Here is a 17,054-nt window from a genome sequence, read left to right as displayed (position 1 = left end):
CGTCTCAGAATCCGTACAGGCAAGGCGGATCCGGGGATCGCTACCCTGTTCTCCCGCTGTCACGAGGCAGGGGAGAACAGGGGTGGGACATGCGCAGAAGAATCGCTGCGGCATGCGTGGTAGGGGCGGCGACCACAGGAATCGCGGTGGCGCCGGCCGCTCACGCGGAGGGGCGGGGTGACATCCGGGTCACCAAGACCGTCGTGAACGGTGGCAGCAACGTGATCGTCGGGGTCAAGAACGTCAAGCGGTTCCCGATCACCATGACGATCAAGGACAACTCGGGCGTGAAGGGGGTCGCCGACGTGTCCGCGTTCAACACGACCAATCTTCATGGGCCGGTCGACCACCTCGGCACGACGTGCAGGAAGGTCAGCACGACAACGTCCGTGTGCACGGCGACGATGCAGATCGACCCGTCGTGGATCGACTCGTACGGAAGCGGCAACGAGGGCTGGGACGCCAACGCGGTCGCGGGGACCTGGCAGGTCAACGCCACGGTCCAGGCCAATGACCGCGACTACTGGATCTCCGACCGCATCGCCTTGTTCAAGGTCAAGCGCGCCGCGACCCTGACCACGGACGCCACGCCCGAGCCGGTCAGGAAGGGGGGCACCCTGACCATCACCGGAAAGCTGTCACGGGCCAACTGGACGGACCTCAAGTACCACGCGTTCACCGGGCAGGTGGTGAAGCTGCAGTACAAGAAGCCCGGCGGCGCGTACAGCACTGTGAAGACGGCGACCACGGACAGCAAGGGGCACCTCCGCGCGACGGTGAAAGCCACCGCTTCGGGCAGCTGGCGCTGGGCATTCCTCGGTACGACCACAACCATGAAGGTCGTCTCCACCGGAGATGCCGTCACGGTGAAGTGACCTCGCGGCGGGCCGGGCAACGGCCCGCCGACGGGTCAGGGTTTCTCATGGACCGGCCGCTGCCACCCGGAGCACCGTTCGCGGGCACAGGGAGGCGCGAACCGGTCCACCACAGCACCGCACGCGAGGGGCAGTCCACCACGGTTTCCCCGTCGGAGCATGCAGGGCGGGCTAGTCCCCCAGCACGGCCCGCATCACGTTCTTCGCGATCGGAGCGCCGAGTCGTCCGCCGGAGATGTCCTGGCGGGAGATGTCCATGTCCGTCGGGTCGATGAACACCGCGACCGCCACCGACCGTCCGTCGGCCTTCTTCCCGTACGAGACGAACCAGCCGTACGGCACCTCGTCCTTCACATTCACGCCGCGCTGCGCCGTGCCGGTCTTGCCGCCGACCGTGACACCGTCGATCAGAGCCCGTTGGGCGCTGCCCTCCTTCGCGGTGAACTCCATCATTTCCTGGACCTTCTTCGCGGTCGCCTCGGACACGGCCTGGCTCTTGAGCTTCGGTTCGTGCCTCTCCAGGGTCGACAGGTCCGGGCCCTTCAGCTCTTCGACGATGTACGGCTGCATCAGCTTGCCGTCGTTGGCGAGCGCGGCGGTCACCATGGCCATCTGCATCGGGGTGCTGGTGAGGCTGCCCTGACCCATGCCCGTGAGTGCGGTTCCGGGCTTGTCCAGTTCCTTCGGGTAGAGGCTCTTGGTGGCGAGCATGTCACCGAACTCATCGGAGTAGACGTCCGAGTTGAAGCCGAACTTCTCCGCCGTCGCGCGCATCCGGTCCGCGCCGACCTTGGACGCCGCGTCGAGGAAGACGTTGTTGCAGGAGTACTGCATGGCGGTCTTCATGGATGCCTTGCTGCACACCGCGTCACCGGCCTCGCTGCTGATCCTGTTCGAGGAAAGTGGCAGGGGATACGGGGAGACTGCGTCGGACGCCGCGTCGACGTCGGTCACCACTCCGTTCTCCAGGGCCGCCGCCGCGGTCAGGATCTTGAACGTGGAGCCGGGCGGGAACGTCTCGCGCAGCGGACGGTTGGCCAGCGGTTTGCTCTTGTCCTTGACGAGTGCCTGAAAGCGGTCGCCCTCCTTGAACGAGTTCCCGGCGAAGACCGACGGATCGTACGAGGGCGTGGAGACCAGGGCCAGGACCTTTCCCGTACGCGGGTCGAGAGCGACGACCGCGCCGCGCGCTCCGAGGTCGGTCAGTCCCTTGTACCCGGCCTTCTGTGCCTTGGCGTTGATCGTGGTGATCACCTCGCCGCCGCGTCGCTTCTCGCCGGTGAGGATGTCCTTGGCGTGCCGGAACGCGAACCGGTCGTCCTGGCCGCTGAGGATGCTGTCGTACGTGTTCTCCAGGAGCGACATGCCCTGAGCCTGGGAGGCGTAGCCGGTGACCGGGGCGTACAGGGGGCCGTTCTTGAAGGTCCGCTGGTACTTGTAGTCCGTGCCGTCGACCGCCTTGGAGCCGGTGATCGCCTGGCCGCCCACGATGATGTCGCCGCGCGGGATGGCGAACTGGGCGATCTTCACCCGTGTGTTGCGTTCGTCGGTGGCCAGCGACTGGCTCTTGACGTAGCCGAGCCAGTTCGCCCGCAGCAGCAGAGCCATCACCAGCAGCCCGCAGAACAGGGCTATGTGCCGCAGCGGTCTGTTCATCGCTCTCCCCACCTCCGGGTCCGCTCAGCAGACTCCTTCGATCATCAACTGATGAAGATGCGAAAAGAGGGTGAATTGGTTGCGCCGAGCGGTTACAGGAACTCCGCATACGCGTCCAGCGCCCGCAGCACCTCCGCCTCTCCGGCCGGAGGCAGCTGCAGAACGACCTCCTCGATGCCCAGATCCGCGTAGTGCGCCAGCTTCCCCGGGCTCGGGAGCACCGCGTAGGGGACGACCTGGAGGTGCTTCGGGTCGCGGCCGGCCGATTCCCAGACCTCGCGGAGCTTCGGTACGGACTCCGTAAGGCCTCGGCCGCCGATCGGGAGCCAGCCGTCCGCGTACTGCGTGATGTGCCGGAACAGCTTCGGGCCCGCCGCCCCGCCGATCAGGGTGCGGGGGCCGTTCACCGGGCCGCGGGGTTCCTGGACCGGCTTCGGGTACGCGTGGCTGGCGCGGACCGAGCCGAACTCGCCCTCGTACGCGGTCGGTTCATCCGCCCACAGGGCCCGCATCAGGGCCATGCGGTCGCTGCCGAGTTCGCGGCGCGTCGACCAGTTCACCCCGTGGTCCGCGGCTTCCTCGACGTTCCAGCCGAAGCCGAGCCCGAGCGTGAACCGGCCGCCGGAGAGATGGTCGAGGGTGGCGATCTGCTTCGCCAGGTCGATCGGGTCGTGCTGGGCGATGAGTGTGATGCCGGTGCCGAGGGCGAGGCGCTCGGTGACCGCGGCGGCCTGGGCGAGGGCGACGAAGGGGTCGAGGGTGCGGCCGTACTCCGGCGGGAGTTCGCCGCCCGCCGGGTAGGGCGTGTCCCTGCTCACGGGGATGTGGGTGTGCTCGGGCAGATAGAGCCCGGCGAACCCGCGCTGTTCGAGCTCGCGGGCGAGCCGCAGCGGCGTGATCGTCTCATCGGTGAGGAAGATCGTGGTGGCGATCCGCATACGAGGACTCCTCCGTCATGGTCCGGTGACGGCCCCAACGTATGCCGTGCGGTGCGCAAAGCCGAGGGTGCGGGGGTTCGGGTCCCGGTCAGTAGAGTGACGGCCATGCGGATAAAGATCGTTACAGCCGTCATGGTCGGTGCGGTGGGCCTGTTGGTCACGGGGTGCGGGGGCGGAGGGTCCGGCTCGGACGACGCCGGTACCAAGTCGGCGCCGGCCTTTCCCGTGCTTCCGCAAAAGGTGCCCAAGCCGCCGGCGATGCCGGAGGGGGAGCTGCAACCGTCTCCGGACGCCGACGCCCCGTTCAGCAAGAATTTGGCGTACGAGCTGCGCCGCAAGACTCTCGACATGGCCAAGGCCGAAGGGAAGACCGTCGGCGAGTGCCCGAACGACGTGGCCTCGAAGGCCGGTACGCAGGTGACCTGCACGATCACCTACGAGGGCCTTGAGGTGGTGTGGGATGTGACCATCGGCGAGAAATCCGGCTGGTCGGACAACGTGGTGCAATACCAAGCGGTCCCGCGCAAGGGCGTCCTCACCCGAGACGGCGCCGCCCGCCTGCTCTACGGCAACTATGACCCCGAGCTTGTGCGCTGCAACAACATCCCCAAGGCCGTGCTGGTGCCGATGGACGTGAAAACCAAGTACACCTGCCAGACCGTGGACAAGGGCAAGCCCGGCCTGGTCGAAGCGGCAAGGGTCACCGACGCCGGACCGCGGTTCTCCTGACCACGACGCGCCGCCGCGCCGCGTCGGTGCCGGCGTCCCTGTGCACTTCAGGCCCGGGAGCGTCACAGTGGAAGGGGGACATCGGAAGGGGGGCACCCGGCGGGACTGCCGGAGGAGGTATCCCGATGGATGTGACCGGCGAGAACGACGACCGGCTCCGGGACTACCGCGGCAAACGGCACTTCGACGCGACCGCGGAGCCGCGCGGCGAGGGTGACGACGGGCGGACGGATCCGGCACCCTGTTTCGTCGTCCAGATCCACCAGGCCCGGCGCATGCACTTCGACTTCCGGCTGGAGGTGGGCGGCGTACTGAAGTCCTGGGCGGTGCCGCGCGGCCCGTCCGAGAACCCGCGCGAGAGGCGGCTGGCCGTCCCCACGGAGGACCACCCGCTGGAGTACCGCACCTTCGAGGGAGTGATCGCGAAGGGCGAGTACGGCGGCGGCACGGTGATCGTCTGGGACCAGGGCACCTACCGGCCGCTCAGCCACGACCGCTATGGCGCACCGGTGTCGTTCGAGCAGTCCCTCCAGGACGGGCACGCCACCTTCTGGCTCGACGGCACCAAGCTGCACGGCGAGTTCGCCCTCACCCGTTTCAAGGGCGGCACCGGGAACGACGCCCCCGGCGAGGAGGTGTGGCTGCTGATCAAGGCGAAGGACGGACAAGCCACCCATGACGGGCCGGACACGCCCGACCCGTACCGCGCACGCTCCGCCCGTACGGGGCGCACGCTGCAGCAGGTCGCCGCCGAGGAAGGGGGCGGGGCCCCGTGACCGCGCGCAGGACCGTTGAGGTGCTCCTCGACCGCTACGGCACCACCTATGCCGCCGAGGCCGGCATCCGGCTGCGGAACACACCGCAGCCCCTGTACCAACTCCTCGTTCTCAGCGATCTGTTGAGTGCCCGCATCCGGGCGTCCGTGGCGGTGGCGGCGGCCCGCGCGCTCTTCGCCCACGGCCTGCGGTCCCCTGACAGGATGATCGGAGCGACCTGGCAGGAGCGCGTCGACGCCCTGGGCGAGGGCGGATACCGGCGCTACGACGAACGGACCGCCACCCAGCTCGGTGACGGGGCGGAGCTGCTGCTCGTCGAGTACGGGGGCGATCTGCGGCGGCTGCGCAAGGAGGCCGACGGCGACCTGGACATCCTGCGGTCCGGGCTGCGCAGGACCCCGGGCATGGGCCCGGCCGGTGCGGACATCTTCGTGCGCGAGGTGCAGGCCGTGTGGCCGGAGGCGGCACCGTTCCTGGACGGGAAGGCGCTCCAGGGCGCCGAGAAACTGGGACTGCCCGCCTCGCCGGCGAATCTCGTACGGCTGGCGGAACAGGCCGGGCAGGCTCACGACCGGGGGACCGCCGAGCTCGCGGCGGCTCTGGTGCGCGCCGCGCTGGACAAGCACGTCGTGGACGACGTCGCAACGTACGCCTGAGGCCTGAGGACGCCCCGGTGGCCCGGTGGGGCCTGCCCCCGGCCGCACCCTGGTCGCCCTCACGGGCGGCGTACGCGTCCCGGGCCGCGCGGCGCTGATATCAGTCCTCGACGACCAGCGCCGGAGTCTCCTTCGTCAGCACTTCACCGCGGAAGAACGAAGGGCTCCTGCGCTGCATCGCGACCATCAGCACCACGCCGAGCAGCAGCAGACCGACACCGATCACGAAAACCGAGCCGACCCCGAAGACCGACGAACCGGAGCCGTACGCGGGGTTCCACATGTCGTAGAGGGTCTTGCCGAAGACCGCGGTGAGCAGGATGCCGCCGAGGACCGGGAAGAGGCCCTTGAAGACCAGGTCGCGGGCGGAGCGCGTCAGGTCGGCGCGGAAGTACCAGGCGCAGGCGAAGGCCGTCAGCGCGTAGTAGAAGCAGATCATGAGGCCGAGCGCGTAGATCGTGTCGACCAGGACGTGTTCGCTGACCAGGGTCATGACGGTGTAGAAGACACCGGTCGCCACGCCCGCCGTGACCGTGGCCTTCCCCGGGGTCCGGAACCTCGGGTGGACGCGGGCGTACGAGGCGGGCAGGGCCTCGTACGTGGACATCGCCAGGACCGTGCGGGCCACCGGGATGAAGGTGGTCTGCAGGCTCGCGGCGGCGGAGGCGAGCACGGCGATGAAGAGCAGGACACCGAGGCCGGGGCCCATGACCGGGCCGGCGAGTGCGGCGAAGACGTTGTCGGAGGTGTCCGGGTTGGCGAGGCCGAGACCGGAGCTGCCGGACCCGACCGCCATCTGGGCGGCGACACCGGTCGCCAGGTAGGAGCCGACGAGCACGACCATCGCGATGAGAGCGGCGCGCCCGGGCGTCTTCTCGCTGCCGATGGTCTCCTCGTTGGCGGTCAGACAGGTGTCCCAGCCCCAGAACATGAAGATCGACAGCGAGAGGCCCGCCGTGAACGTCGCGAACGACTGCACCGCGAACGGGTTCAGCCAGGACCAGGAGAAGTGCAGCGACGAGGCGAACTCTCCACTGTGCGCCTTCTGCAGGGCCATGGCCACGAACAGCGCGAGGACGACGAGTTGAAGGCCCACCAGGGCGTACTGGATCCCCTTGGTGGCCGTCATGCCCCGGTAGCTGATCGCCGTGGCGATCGCGATCAGCGTCAGGCAGGTGAGGATGTGGACGGCCTTGTTGTCGTCCAGCGCGGCGATCGAACCGCTGCCCGTGATCTCGCCGGCGAGGAGCCAGAAGTACGAGGTGGCGACGCCCGCCAGGTTCGACAGGACGATGATCGTCGCGATGACCAGGCCCCAGCCGCACATCCACCCGACGCGCGGGCCGAAGGCCTTCACCGTCCAGGTGAAGGAGGTGCCGCAGTCCGGCATGGCCTTGTTGAGCTCGCGGTACGCGAAGGCGACGAGCAGCATCGGCAGGAAGCCGGCCAGGAAGACGGCGGGCATCTGCACGCCGACCTCTCCCGCCGTGGAGCCGAGCGTGGAGGTGAGGCAGTAGACGGGGGCGACGGTGGAGATGCCGATGACGGCGCTGCCCATCAGGCCGACGGAGTTACCGCCTAGACCCTTGCCGCGTACTTGGCCGTCGGGCGGGGCATCGACCCGTACCGTCTCTCCGGCCTGCGGCCGAGCGTCCAGCTGTGTCATGGAAAGGACGTTATGCGCTGCGATTTCCACATCCGGAGGATGAGACTCCGCCATCTCGCCCTTGAATTTCAGGCGTCAGAGTGGATAACTGGGAGCCAATTGAAGGCAATCAGCAACAACGGCCTCCCAATGAGAGGTTAATGCCTGGTCGCAGCACCGTACGAGAATCGCAGCACCGTCCGATTTGTGGTGATTCAAAATTTTCCCGTGGGTGTCCGCTCAGCGGACACCCACGAAGGCGCCTACACCGCTCACCGGTTCAGCCCGGCCAGACGATCGCCTGGAGTTCGCTGTACGCGTGCAGGGCGTACGAGCCGACATCGCGCCCGACACCGCTCTTCTTGAACCCGCCGAACGGGGCCTCCATGTTCCGCCCGATGGTGTTCAAGCCGACGCCGCCGGCGCGCAGCCGCCGGGCCACCCGGAAGGCGCGTGCCACGTCCGAGGACCAGACGTAGTCGATCAGCCCGTAGTCGCTGTCGTTGGCGAGTGCGATGCCCTCCTCCTCGTCGTCGAAGGGGACGACCACGACGACCGGGCCGAAGATCTCCTCGCGGACGACGCGCATGTCGTTGGTGCAGTCGGCGAGGAGGGTGGGCGCGACGTAGAAGCCCCGGTCGGGTCCGGCCGGGCGTTCGCCGCCCGTGACGATCCTGGCCCCCTCCTTCCGCCCCAGCTCGATGTACGACTCGACGCGGTCGCGGTGGGCGGCGGAGATGACCGGCCCGACGACCGTGCCCCTGACCGTCGGATCGCCCACCGGCAGATGGCCCGCGTACGCGGTGAGCCGCTCGATCAGGGCGTCGTGGACCGCGCGCTGGACGAGGACGCGGGTCGGGGCCGTACAGATCTGGCCGCTGTAGAAGGAGAACGTGGTGCCGATGCCCGCCGCCGCGGAGTCGAGGTCCGCGTCGTCGAGGACGACGGCGGCGCCCTTCCCGCCCAGCTCCATCAGCTGCCGCTTCATGGAGCGCCCGCACACCTCGGCGATGCGCTGCCCGACGGCGGTGGAGCCGGTGAAACTGACCATGTCGACGTCCGGTGAGTCGACGGCCGCCTCCCCCGCGTCCGGGCCCGATCCGGTGACGACGTTGACGACGCCCGCCGGGACACCCGCCTCTTCGAGCGCCTCGGCCATCCGGTAGACGGAGAGCGGGTCCTGCGGTGCGGGTTTCACGACGACCGTGTTGCCCATGGCGAGTGCGGGGGCGATCTTGCCGGCCGGGTTGGCCCAGGGGTTGTTGTACGAGGTGATGCAGGTGACGACGCCGACCGGCTGGCGTACGGCCAGCGCCCCGAAGACCCCGGCCCGGCCCATCGGACCGGCCTCGTTGATCTGCGGTGCGACGGCTTCCTCGACCGGCTCCAGGGCGCCCCTCGCGTACCGCCGGAATCGGGCGGCGCCGACGGCGACCTGCATGCCTCTGGCCGTTGCCGTGGTGGCGCCGCTCTCCGCCTGGGCGAGCGCGGCGTTGCCGGTGAGGTCGCGCTGCATCAGGTCGGCGGCCCGGTCGAGGATCGCGGCCCGCTCCTCGGGGCGGGTGCGGGACCAGGTGGCGAACGCCTCGCGGGCCGCGGATGCCGCCGCGTACACCTGCTCGCGGCTCGCCTCGGGGGCGAGACCGACGACGCCCTCGGTGGCCGGGTTGATCACCTCGTAATGGCCGCGGTCCGGTTCGGTCCACTCGCCGCCGATGAAAAGGCGCTGGGGTGTGGTCACAGGGTGCTCACCGTCCGGGTGTCGCGGCCCGAGCGGAGCACCGTACCGGGGACCGCGCCGGTGACCTTTTCGTCGCGCAGGGTCTCCACGCCGTTGACGCGGACCGACACGATGCCGATGGCCTTGGAGTCGAGGCGGGGGCTGTCGCCGGGCAGATCGTGTACGAGGGTGGCGGGCCCGGCATCGATGCGTTCGGGGTCGAAGAGGACGAGGTCGGCGTGGAAGCCCTCCTCGATCCTGCCGCGGTCGCGGAGTCCGAAGAGGCGGGCCGGGTCGTCGGTGAGCATCTTGACGGCCTGTTCGAGGGGAAGGAGCTTGCGTCGGCGCAGGCAGTCGCCGAGGAAGCGGGTGGTGTACGGGGCGCCGCACATCCGGTCCAGGTGCGCGCCCGCGTCGGAGCCGCCGAGCATGACGTCCTCGTGCTCCCAGGTCTGCCGTCGCAGCGCCCAGGAGTCGGGGTCGTTGTCGGTGGGCATGGGCCACAGCACCGTACGCAGGTCGTCGGCGGCGCAGATCTCGACGAGGCAGTGGAAGGCGTCCTGGCCGCGTTCGGCGGCGATGTCGCGGACGACGCGTCCGCTCAGCCCCTCGTTGGCCGCGCTGTACGTGTCCCCGATGACGTACCGGCCGAAGTCGGCGAGCCTGCGGAAGACGCCGGCCTCCTTGCTGTCGGCGCGGCGCAGCATCTCGGCGCGGGTGGCGGCGTCGCGGAGCCTTTCGATGCGTTCGGGGACGGGGAGGGCGAGGATGTCGCCCCAGCCGGGGATGAGGTTGAGGGCGCAGAAGGTGCCGAGCGACATGTTCATGGGCGTGAGGATCGGCATGGTGAGGGCGACGATCCGGCCGCCGGCCCGCCGGGCGCGTTCGCTGGGGACGAGCTGGCGGGGTACGCGCTCGGGGACGGCTGCGTCGATGGTGAGGACGTTCCAGTTCAGCGGGCGTCCGGCGGTGGCGGTCATGTCGACGAGGAGTTCGATCTCCTCGTCGGAGAACTGGTCGAGGCAGCCCGCGACGATCGCTTCGAGCTGGGTGCCCTCGTGTTCGCCGACGGCGCGGGAGAGGGCGAGGAGCTCCTCCGGCAGCGCGTGCCGGGAGGCGACCGGCTGTCCGTCCCCGTCGGAGTGGGTGGCGGACTGGGTGGTGGAAAGGCCCCAGGCCCCGGCGTCCATGGCGTCGTGGAAGAGCGCCAGCATGGCGGCCATCTGCCCGGGGGTGGGCTGTCCGCCGATCGCGTCGGCGCCCATCACGTGTCTGCGCAGGGCGCAGTGGCCGACCATGAACCCGGCGTTGACGGCGATCCGTCCTTCGAGGGCATCGAGGTATTCGCGGAAACTGGACCAGGTCCAGTCGACGCCCTCCTCCAGGGCCTTGAGGGCCATGCCCTCGACCCGTGCCATCATGCGGCGGGTGTAGTCGGCGTCCTCGGGGCGTTCCGGGTGGAGCGGGGCAAGGGTGAATCCGCAGTTGCCCCCGGCGACGGTGGTGACGCCGTGGTTCATGGACGGAGTGGCGTACGGGTCCCAGAAGAGCTGGGCGTCGTAGTGGGTGTGCGGGTCGACGAAGCCGGGGGCGAGGACGAGTCCGCCGGCGTCCTCGGTGGTGACGGCCTCCTCGGTGAGCGTGCCCGGTTCGGCGATGACGGCGATGCGGCCGTCGCGGATGCCGACGTCGGCGGGGTACGAGGGTCCGCCGGTGCCGTCCACGACGGTCGCTCCGCGGATGAGGTGGTCGAGCATGACGGGGATCCCTTCTGTGGTGTATGTGCGGCCGGGGTGCGCACGGCCGCGGCGCGCACCCCGGCCTCACGGAGCGGCGGTCCGGGAAGACGCCGCTGGTCGGGGGCTGTGGCGGGACGGGGCGCCGCCACGGACCCCCGCGCCTCAAACGCCGGCGAGGCTGAAACCCCGGCCCGACCGGGCAAAATCAAGCCCCTCCGGCGTTTGAGGAGCGGAGGTCCGGGGGCAGCACCCCCGAAACTCCCCTACGCCGTGCCCCGGAACCGCGAGGTCCGATGCACCGGATCCGTATCGATCTCCGGAATCACGTGCTCCCCGATCAGCCTGATCGAGTTCAGCGTGTCCTCACGGCTCATCCCGACCGGCAGGCCGAAGCTCAGCTGATCCGCCCCCGCCTGCTCCCACCGCTTGCACTGCCGCAGCACCTCGTCAGGATCGCCGCAGATCATCAGCTCCTCGGCGATCAGGAGCTCGATGATCTCTTCGGAGTACTCCGGCAGCAGCTCGGGCCACTCCGGTATGCCCTCGGGCCGGGGGAACGTGTCGTGGTAGCGGAAAAGCAGCGACTGCAGGTAGTTCAGCCCGCCGCCCACCGCGATCTCGACGGCCTTCGCGTGTGTCTCGGCGCAGATGGCCGTGGAGGTGACCATGACGTTGTCGTTGACGAAGTCCCCGACGGGTTCGGCCTCCTTGACCGCGGTCTTGTAGGACTCGACGACCCACTCCATGTCGGAGACCTTCTGCACGCTGAAACCCAGCACGCCGAGCCCCTTCTTCCCCGCCATCGCGTACGAGGACGGCGAGCCGGCCGCGTACCACATCGCCGGGTGCGACTTCCCGTACGGCTTGGGCAGGATCTTGCGCGGTGGCAGCGACCAGTGCTTGCCCTGGAAGCCGACGTACTCGTCCTGGAGCCACATCTTGGGGAACTCGGCGATGGTCTCTTCCCAGAGTTCCTTGGTGTGGTTCATGTCGGTGATGCCCGGCATGAAGCCCAGGATCTCGTGGCTGCCGGCCCCGCGCCCGGAGCCGAATTCGAAGCGGCCCTCGGAGAGGTGGTCGAGCATGGCGACCTTCTCGGCCACCTTCACCGGGTGGTTGACGGGGGCGAGCGGGTTGAAGATCCCGGATCCGAGGTGGATGCGATCGGTCGCATGCGCGAGGTAGCCCAGGTACACATCGTTGGCCGAGAGGTGCGAGTACTCCTCCAGGAAGTGATGCTCGGAGGCCCAGGCGTACTTGAAGCCGGACTTGTCCGCCTGGATGACGTACTCGGTCTCCTCGATCAGCGCCTTGTGCTCTGCCCCGGGGTCGTTCCTGGCCCGCGCGGCGGGCACGTACCCCTGTACAAAGAGTCCGAATTCCAAGGGGGTTCACCGTCCTCAATCGTTTCTGACGCACCGTCAGTTCATGATGCGTCCGACTGTTCCACCGGCACCCGCACCCGTCAATACCTGACGCACCGTCAGACCCCGGGGCTTCCCTCAGAACAGGCTGACGCCCGCCAGCCAGCCCCCGTCGATGACGAACGGCTGACCGGTGATGTACGAGGAGTCGTCCGAGGTCAGGAAGAGCGCCAGCGCCGCCACCTCCTCCGGCCGCCCGATCCGCCCCAGCGGTACGAGCTTCCGGTACAGCTCGGTCACCGCCGCCCCGGACTCCTCCGGGTCCGCGGTCGGGTCCAGCGCCGCCGGGTTGGTCATCGCGGTGTCCACGGCCCCGGGGCACAGCGCGTTGACCCGTATCTTCTTTGCCGCCAGCTCCACCGCCGCCACCTTGGTCAGCCCGAGCACCGCGTGCTTGGTGGCGGCGTACGCGCCCACGAACGCCATGCCCGTGAGCCCCGTGTACGAGGCCGTGTTGACGATGGTCCCGCCGCCCGCGGCCTCGATCTCGGGCGCGACGTTCTTGATCCCGAGGAACGCGCCCACCTGATTGACCTGCACCACCTGCTGGAACTCCTCCAGCGGCGTGGCCACCAGCTCGTTGAACCGGAGGATCCCGGCGTTGTTGACCAGCCCGTCGATCCTCCCGAAGGCGTCCTTCGCCACGGCGACGGCCGCCTGCCAGTCCTCCTCCCGGCTCACGTCCAGATGGACGAACCGGGCGACGCCCTCCCCCAGCTCCTCCCTCAACTCCTTGGCCAGCGCCTCACCCTGCTCGTCGAGCACATCGGCGATCACCACCCGCGCGCCCTCCGCCGCGAAGAGCCGTGCCTCCTGCTCGCCCTGCCCGCGCGCCGCACCGCTGATCAGTACGGTGCGCCCGTCCAGCTTGCCCATGACCTGACTCCTACCTGTCGAGATGGGGTGCGACCTCGGCGGCGAACGCCGCCATCTGGTCGGTCAGTTCGCTCCGGCTCCGGCTGCGGAACCGCACCTGGATCTGGTGAACGCCCATGGCCGCATACGCACGCAGCGACTCGGCAAGGACCTCCGGCTTTCCGGCGAGAGTGCGCCGCCCCACGGACCACTCCGGCTCACCGACGTACAGCGGCTCGGTGATCGCACCGATGACGATCGGGTCCTCGATCCCGGCCGCCTCGCGCAGCTCCTTCAGCCGGGCGATCTGCGCGGGCAGTTTCTCCCGCGGATCGCCCTGGGGCAGCCAGCCGTCGCCCCGCACCGCGGCCCGGCGCACGGCGGCGGGCGAGGAGCCGCCCACCCAGAGAGGCACCCGTTCCTGGGCCGGTCGCGGCAGCTGCCCGAGCCCGGCGAAGGAGAACCGTTCCCCCGCGAACTCGGGGTACTCCTCGGGACCCAGCGCCGCCTTCAGCGCGTCGATGGTCTCGTCGAGTACCCCGCCCCGCCCGTCGAAGTCCGCCCCGAGCGCCTGGAACTCCTCCGGTACGTGCCCGGCCCCGACACCGAGGATCAGCCGGCCGCCGCAGAGGTGGTCGAGGGTGGCGTACTGCTTGGCGGTGGCCAGCGGGTGCCGCAGGCCGACGACGGCGACATGGCTCATCAGCAGGACGCGCCCGGTGATCCCGGCGAGAAAGGAGAGAGTGGCCACCGGGTCGTACCAGACGGTACCCATGACCCCGGCGAGCCGCCGCGGGATCGCGACGTGGTCACAGCTCGCCAGGTAGGCGAAGCCGGTACGGTCCGCGGTGCGGGCGATCTCGGCGAGATCGGCGGGGGTGGCCGCGGCCTCCCACCCCTCGGCATAGATGGTGCTCTGCGACTGGACCGGGAGCTGCATCCCGTAGGGCAGCGGCCCGGTGAGCGGTATCGGCACCGAGCGGCCTCCTTCCCGCTTGGACCTGACGCATCGTCACTTGACGTGCGCGGGGGCCATCGTCGTACCTGACGCCACATCAGACAAGAGGCGGGAGCGGGCGACCCGGTGCACCGCGGCAGGAGGCAACCCAGGCCGCCCCCTCCGCTCGCCGCGTTGTCCCGGACACGTCCCGGACAGCGGAGCCCCTCGCCGGCGCCGCCGAATGCTGCCACGTTGCAGTCGACACGAAAACCGACTCAGGAGGCAGCTGACATGTCCGACCAGAACCGGGCCCGGTACAAAAGGGCCGCCATGGCCCTGGCACTGACCGCCGCGGCGGTCACCATCAACGCCTCGGCCGTGACCACGGCAACCGCACTGCCCGCCGCCACATGCAGCCAGGCGGCACCCACGGCCGCCGACAACCCGTACAGCACGGTGCACACCGCACTCGACGCGGCGCCGCTGCGCATGGCTCCGTACGAGAAGTGCACCCGGCTGCAGACGTACGCGGCCGGGAGCACGATCCGGGTGTCCTGCTACGTCGTCAACGACTACGGCAACACCTGGTCGTACGTCCGTGGGGCCGGCTGGGTCTGGGACAACCACCTGTCCGGAGGCGGATCCCCGCACCGCTGCGTCTTCTGACGGGCACGGCCGCACCCGGTGGGGGAGCCGGGTGCGGGCTCCCCGCCCGAGCCGGACCGGCGCCTCAGGGCTGGGACGCGGCAGCGGCGTCCGCCCCCGCCGGGCGCGCCGGAAGCGGACGTCCACTTCGATGCCCCGACTTTCACTCCATGGGGGACACGCGGGATGCGGGCTGCTGGGCAGGATCACCGCGCCTGAGCCGCCCGAGGCCAGGCAGTTCCTCGTACACGCAAAGAGAAGGAGCACGTCTTGAAGCGCATGGGACTTCTGTCCGCCCGCACGCTGATCACCGCAGCCGCTTCGGTCCTGCTGGCGGCCGGTAGCGCGCAGGCCGCCGCACCGGCGAAGTACGCGACGCACGCGGAGGCCGCCGCCGTGCTCAAGAAGGCGGGAGTGACCTCGGCGTCCAGCGGAAACTGCTCCGACTGGAACAAGAAGTCGTGCACGTCGTTCACCCGGATCAACAAGGCGTCCGTCGCCGGTGTCATCGCCTTCAAGAAGGCCAGCGGCTGCAAGGTGATCCTCACCGGAGGGACCGAGGTGGGCCACGCCTCCGGTACGTACAGCCATCGCAACGGATACAAGACGGACATCTCCACCAAGGTTGCGTGTGTCAACACCTACATCACGCGCAAGTTCGCCAAGGCGGGGAAGCGCAGCGACGGCGCCGCCCTGTACAAGTCCCCGGCCGGAAACGTGTACGCGAACGAAGGCAGCCACTGGGACGTCACGCACTACAACAGCAAGGCGTAACTCCCCGCCCTGACATGGCGTGACGCGACGTCCGCCCGTCTGACACCGCCAGGCGGACGGCAGTCGGACGGACGTCGCCCCGCACCGGTCGGCCGGTCAGCAGTCCGGGATCACGGTTCCGTTGTTGTCCCGGGCCTCGTCATTGCCCCAACGGGACAGGTAGTACGCCGAGACGTACGCGCCGCGCCCGTTCTTGCCCGCGTACACCGTGTCCAGGTCCGTCTTCAGCCACCAGTGGTTGTAGCTGGAGCCCGAGCCGACCTGGGCACCCCACACCTTGCAGTAGACGTAGTTCGTGCCGGCGTTCAGCACGCCCTGGGCGTCGGACGTATTGGGTGCCGCGTAGCCCGTGGCGTTGGCGAAGGTGTCGACCCAGTACTTACCGCCTCCGCCGCCACCGCAGCCGTTGTCGCTGGTCAGGTACTTGCTGTAGTACGAGCCGGGGTACGGGGCCAGCGACTGCCCGTTGATAGCGATGGTCTGGCCCACGCCGTTGTACAGCTGCTCGTAGTGGATGTGGGCGCCGCTGCTGTTGCCGGTGGAGCCGGTGACGCCGATCTGCTGGCCCTGGGAGACGGAGGCGCCGTCGGCGACGGAGTACGAGGCGAGGTGGAAGTAGTACGTCTGCCAGCCGCCGCCGTGGTCGATGGCGATGTAGTTGCCCGCGCCGCTGGGCTGGGAGTAACGGTGGGCGGTCCCGCCGGACGAGGCGAGGACCGGGGTGCCGGCCGTGGCGCCGCCGTCGGTGCGGACGAAGTCGAGGGCCGATCTGACCTCCGCCGAATGGTGGCTGTAGGTCCAGGTCTGGCCGCAGGGGAACGGTGCCTTGAAGTTCGGGGCCGCGGCGGCGGGGGTCGCGGTGAGCAGACCCGCGACGAGGGCCACCAGTCCCAGCAGGGCGATACGTATCGAGCGCAAGCGCATGCGCGGTCATCCTCCGAGTCGATTCCGAGTGGAGTACCGAGGTACGGGGGGGAAGCCTTCCGGGTTGAACGGACCCAAGCGTGCCGGAAGTTCGACTGCCCCGTAAGACCTGTGGAGCTCGGCGGAAACGACATGAAGCTGCCGCAGCAGAAGACCTTCATCTGCTGCGGCAGCCCACGGGAACTGTCCTGAACCCTGAGCAGGCTCCCGTCAATTCCCCTTCGGAGTAGTCACCTCACTAAGCGCTGGCCGGAATGCAGACCGCGTACGACTGGACGGTCTGCGGGGCGAGACCGTTGTTGTAGGCGGAGACGTGCCAGGTGTTGGTCGGGGTGTCCGGGTAACTCGCGGTCCAGCTGATCTCGTTGTTCTGCAGCTGGTTCACGGCACCTCCCCCGGTCAGCACGGTCCCGGCCGGGCACACGGCAATGATGTCCTGGACGCTGCCGCCGGGGGGGATGAGCGTGGCGGCGCTGGTGGCGGTCTGAGACGGACCAACAGGTCCCGTCGGGCCGGTGGCACCCGTCGGACCCGTCGCACCGGTTGCACCATCAGCACCATTGGTACCGGACGCACCCGTCGGACCCGTCGGACCCGTCGCACCGGTCGCACCATCAGCACCATTGGTACCGGACGCACCCGTCGGACCCGTCGGACCCGTCGCACCGGTCGCACCATCAGCACCATTGGTACCGGACGCACCCGTCGGACCCGTCGGACCCGTCGCACCGGTCGCACCATCAGCACCATTGGTACCA

16 protein-coding genes are annotated in these 17,054 nt (G+C 69.3%); 6 read left to right on the top strand and 10 right to left on the bottom strand.

What is annotated here, in order from left to right:
• Window positions 1-89 precede the first annotated feature (89 nt).
• On the top strand, window positions 90-875 hold the full coding sequence (locus tag ACZ7L9_RS31715) for a hypothetical protein (RefSeq protein WP_471420630.1): 786 nt from the start codon (window positions 90-92) through the stop codon (window positions 873-875).
• 171 nt (window positions 876-1,046) lie between these two features.
• On the opposite strand, the gene ACZ7L9_RS31710 is transcribed toward ACZ7L9_RS31715, so the two are convergent.
• On the bottom strand, window positions 1,047-2,531 hold the full coding sequence (locus ACZ7L9_RS31710; RefSeq protein WP_471420629.1) for a peptidoglycan D,D-transpeptidase FtsI family protein: 1,485 nt from the start codon (window positions 2,529-2,531) through the stop codon (window positions 1,047-1,049).
• Between the two features lie 92 nt (window positions 2,532-2,623).
• A complete protein-coding gene (locus ACZ7L9_RS31705) occupies window positions 2,624-3,469 on the bottom strand; it encodes an LLM class F420-dependent oxidoreductase (RefSeq protein ID WP_471420627.1) in 846 nt (281 codons plus the stop codon).
• Window positions 3,470-3,574: 105 nt separating this feature from the next.
• Here ACZ7L9_RS31705 and ACZ7L9_RS31700 point away from each other — a divergent pair, with 105 nt between their 5' ends.
• From ACZ7L9_RS31700 to ACZ7L9_RS31690, 3 genes are all read left to right on the top strand, one after another.
• On the top strand, window positions 3,575-4,198 hold the full coding sequence (locus ACZ7L9_RS31700) for a hypothetical protein (protein ID WP_471420626.1): 624 nt from the start codon (window positions 3,575-3,577) through the stop codon (window positions 4,196-4,198).
• A gap of 125 nt (window positions 4,199-4,323) precedes the next feature.
• Entirely contained in the window at window positions 4,324-4,974 is a 651-nt protein-coding gene (locus ACZ7L9_RS31695; protein ID WP_471420623.1) for a DNA polymerase ligase N-terminal domain-containing protein, read from the top strand.
• Entirely contained in the window at window positions 4,971-5,630 is a 660-nt protein-coding gene (locus tag ACZ7L9_RS31690) for an endonuclease (protein ID WP_471420621.1), read from the top strand. The genes ACZ7L9_RS31695 and ACZ7L9_RS31690 overlap by 4 nt, the downstream gene beginning before the upstream one ends.
• Window positions 5,631-5,730: 100 nt before the next feature.
• Here ACZ7L9_RS31690 and ACZ7L9_RS31685 read toward each other — a convergent pair whose 3' ends face one another.
• From ACZ7L9_RS31685 to ACZ7L9_RS31660, 6 genes are all read right to left on the bottom strand, one after another.
• Window positions 5,731-7,296 (bottom strand): APC family permease, encoded by a 1,566-nt coding sequence (locus ACZ7L9_RS31685; RefSeq protein WP_471420620.1) that lies wholly within the window; start codon window positions 7,294-7,296, stop codon window positions 5,731-5,733.
• A gap of 259 nt (window positions 7,297-7,555) precedes the next feature.
• Complete coding sequence (locus tag ACZ7L9_RS31680; protein WP_471420618.1) at window positions 7,556-9,016, bottom strand: aldehyde dehydrogenase family protein; 1,461 nt, start codon at window positions 9,014-9,016, stop codon at window positions 7,556-7,558.
• Complete coding sequence (locus ACZ7L9_RS31675; protein WP_471420616.1) at window positions 9,013-10,752, bottom strand: N-acyl-D-amino-acid deacylase family protein; 1,740 nt, start codon at window positions 10,750-10,752, stop codon at window positions 9,013-9,015. The genes ACZ7L9_RS31680 and ACZ7L9_RS31675 overlap by 4 nt, the downstream gene beginning before the upstream one ends.
• A 245-nt stretch (window positions 10,753-10,997) precedes the next feature.
• A complete protein-coding gene (locus ACZ7L9_RS31670) occupies window positions 10,998-12,119 on the bottom strand; it encodes an LLM class flavin-dependent oxidoreductase (RefSeq protein WP_471420613.1) in 1,122 nt (373 codons plus the stop codon).
• A gap of 117 nt (window positions 12,120-12,236) precedes the next feature.
• Entirely contained in the window at window positions 12,237-13,034 is a 798-nt protein-coding gene (locus ACZ7L9_RS31665; protein ID WP_471420612.1) for an SDR family NAD(P)-dependent oxidoreductase, read from the bottom strand.
• 10 nt (window positions 13,035-13,044) lie between these two features.
• The gene (locus ACZ7L9_RS31660; RefSeq protein WP_471420658.1) at window positions 13,045-13,953 is read right to left on the bottom strand and encodes a TIGR03619 family F420-dependent LLM class oxidoreductase; all 909 of its coding nucleotides are present in this window, start codon (window positions 13,951-13,953) and stop codon (window positions 13,045-13,047) included.
• A 291-nt stretch (window positions 13,954-14,244) separates the two neighbouring features.
• Here ACZ7L9_RS31660 and ACZ7L9_RS31655 point away from each other — a divergent pair, with 291 nt between their 5' ends.
• Window positions 14,245-14,619, top strand: a complete 375-nt coding sequence (locus tag ACZ7L9_RS31655; RefSeq protein ID WP_471420610.1) for a hypothetical protein — start codon at window positions 14,245-14,247, stop codon at window positions 14,617-14,619.
• 249 nt (window positions 14,620-14,868) lie between these two features.
• Window positions 14,869-15,372: a hypothetical protein gene (locus ACZ7L9_RS31650; RefSeq protein WP_471420608.1), complete on the top strand. Its 504-nt coding sequence runs from the start codon at window positions 14,869-14,871 to the stop codon at window positions 15,370-15,372.
• A gap of 96 nt (window positions 15,373-15,468) precedes the next feature.
• On the opposite strand, the gene ACZ7L9_RS31645 is transcribed toward ACZ7L9_RS31650, so the two are convergent.
• Both ACZ7L9_RS31645 and ACZ7L9_RS31640 read right to left on the bottom strand, forming a co-directional pair.
• Complete coding sequence (locus tag ACZ7L9_RS31645; RefSeq protein WP_471420606.1) at window positions 15,469-16,296, bottom strand: M23 family metallopeptidase; 828 nt, start codon at window positions 16,294-16,296, stop codon at window positions 15,469-15,471.
• Between the two features lie 238 nt (window positions 16,297-16,534).
• Entirely contained in the window at window positions 16,535-16,681 is a 147-nt protein-coding gene (locus ACZ7L9_RS31640) for a hypothetical protein (protein WP_471420604.1), read from the bottom strand.
• Window positions 16,682-17,054: the final 373 nt, after the last annotated feature.

Source organism: Streptomyces sp. NPDC111516, from assembly GCF_055635345.1.
The sequence above is the reverse complement of the archived record's forward strand: the minus strand, read 5'-3'. Positions and strand labels throughout refer to the sequence as shown.

Excerpts from the sequence above, each read along its gene's own strand:
- ACZ7L9_RS31715 (WP_471420630.1), top strand. The coding sequence starts at position 90 with ATGCGCAGAAGAATCGCTGCGGCATGCGTGGTAGGGGCGGCGACCACA.
- ACZ7L9_RS31710 (WP_471420629.1), bottom strand. The coding sequence starts at position 2,531 with ATGAACAGACCGCTGCGGCACATAGCCCTGTTCTGCGGGCTGCTGGTG.
- ACZ7L9_RS31705 (WP_471420627.1), bottom strand. The coding sequence starts at position 3,469 with ATGCGGATCGCCACCACGATCTTCCTCACCGATGAGACGATCACGCCG.
- ACZ7L9_RS31700 (WP_471420626.1), top strand. The coding sequence starts at position 3,575 with ATGCGGATAAAGATCGTTACAGCCGTCATGGTCGGTGCGGTGGGCCTG.
- ACZ7L9_RS31695 (WP_471420623.1), top strand. The coding sequence starts at position 4,324 with ATGGATGTGACCGGCGAGAACGACGACCGGCTCCGGGACTACCGCGGC.
- ACZ7L9_RS31685 (WP_471420620.1), bottom strand. The coding sequence starts at position 7,296 with ATGACACAGCTGGACGCTCGGCCGCAGGCCGGAGAGACGGTACGGGTC.
- ACZ7L9_RS31675 (WP_471420616.1), bottom strand. The coding sequence starts at position 10,752 with ATGCTCGACCACCTCATCCGCGGAGCGACCGTCGTGGACGGCACCGGC.
- ACZ7L9_RS31665 (WP_471420612.1), bottom strand. The coding sequence starts at position 13,034 with ATGGGCAAGCTGGACGGGCGCACCGTACTGATCAGCGGTGCGGCGCGC.
- ACZ7L9_RS31660 (WP_471420658.1), bottom strand. The coding sequence starts at position 13,953 with ATGCAGCTCCCGGTCCAGTCGCAGAGCACCATCTATGCCGAGGGGTGG.
- ACZ7L9_RS31655 (WP_471420610.1), top strand. The coding sequence starts at position 14,245 with ATGTCCGACCAGAACCGGGCCCGGTACAAAAGGGCCGCCATGGCCCTG.
- ACZ7L9_RS31645 (WP_471420606.1), bottom strand. The coding sequence starts at position 16,296 with ATGCGCTTGCGCTCGATACGTATCGCCCTGCTGGGACTGGTGGCCCTC.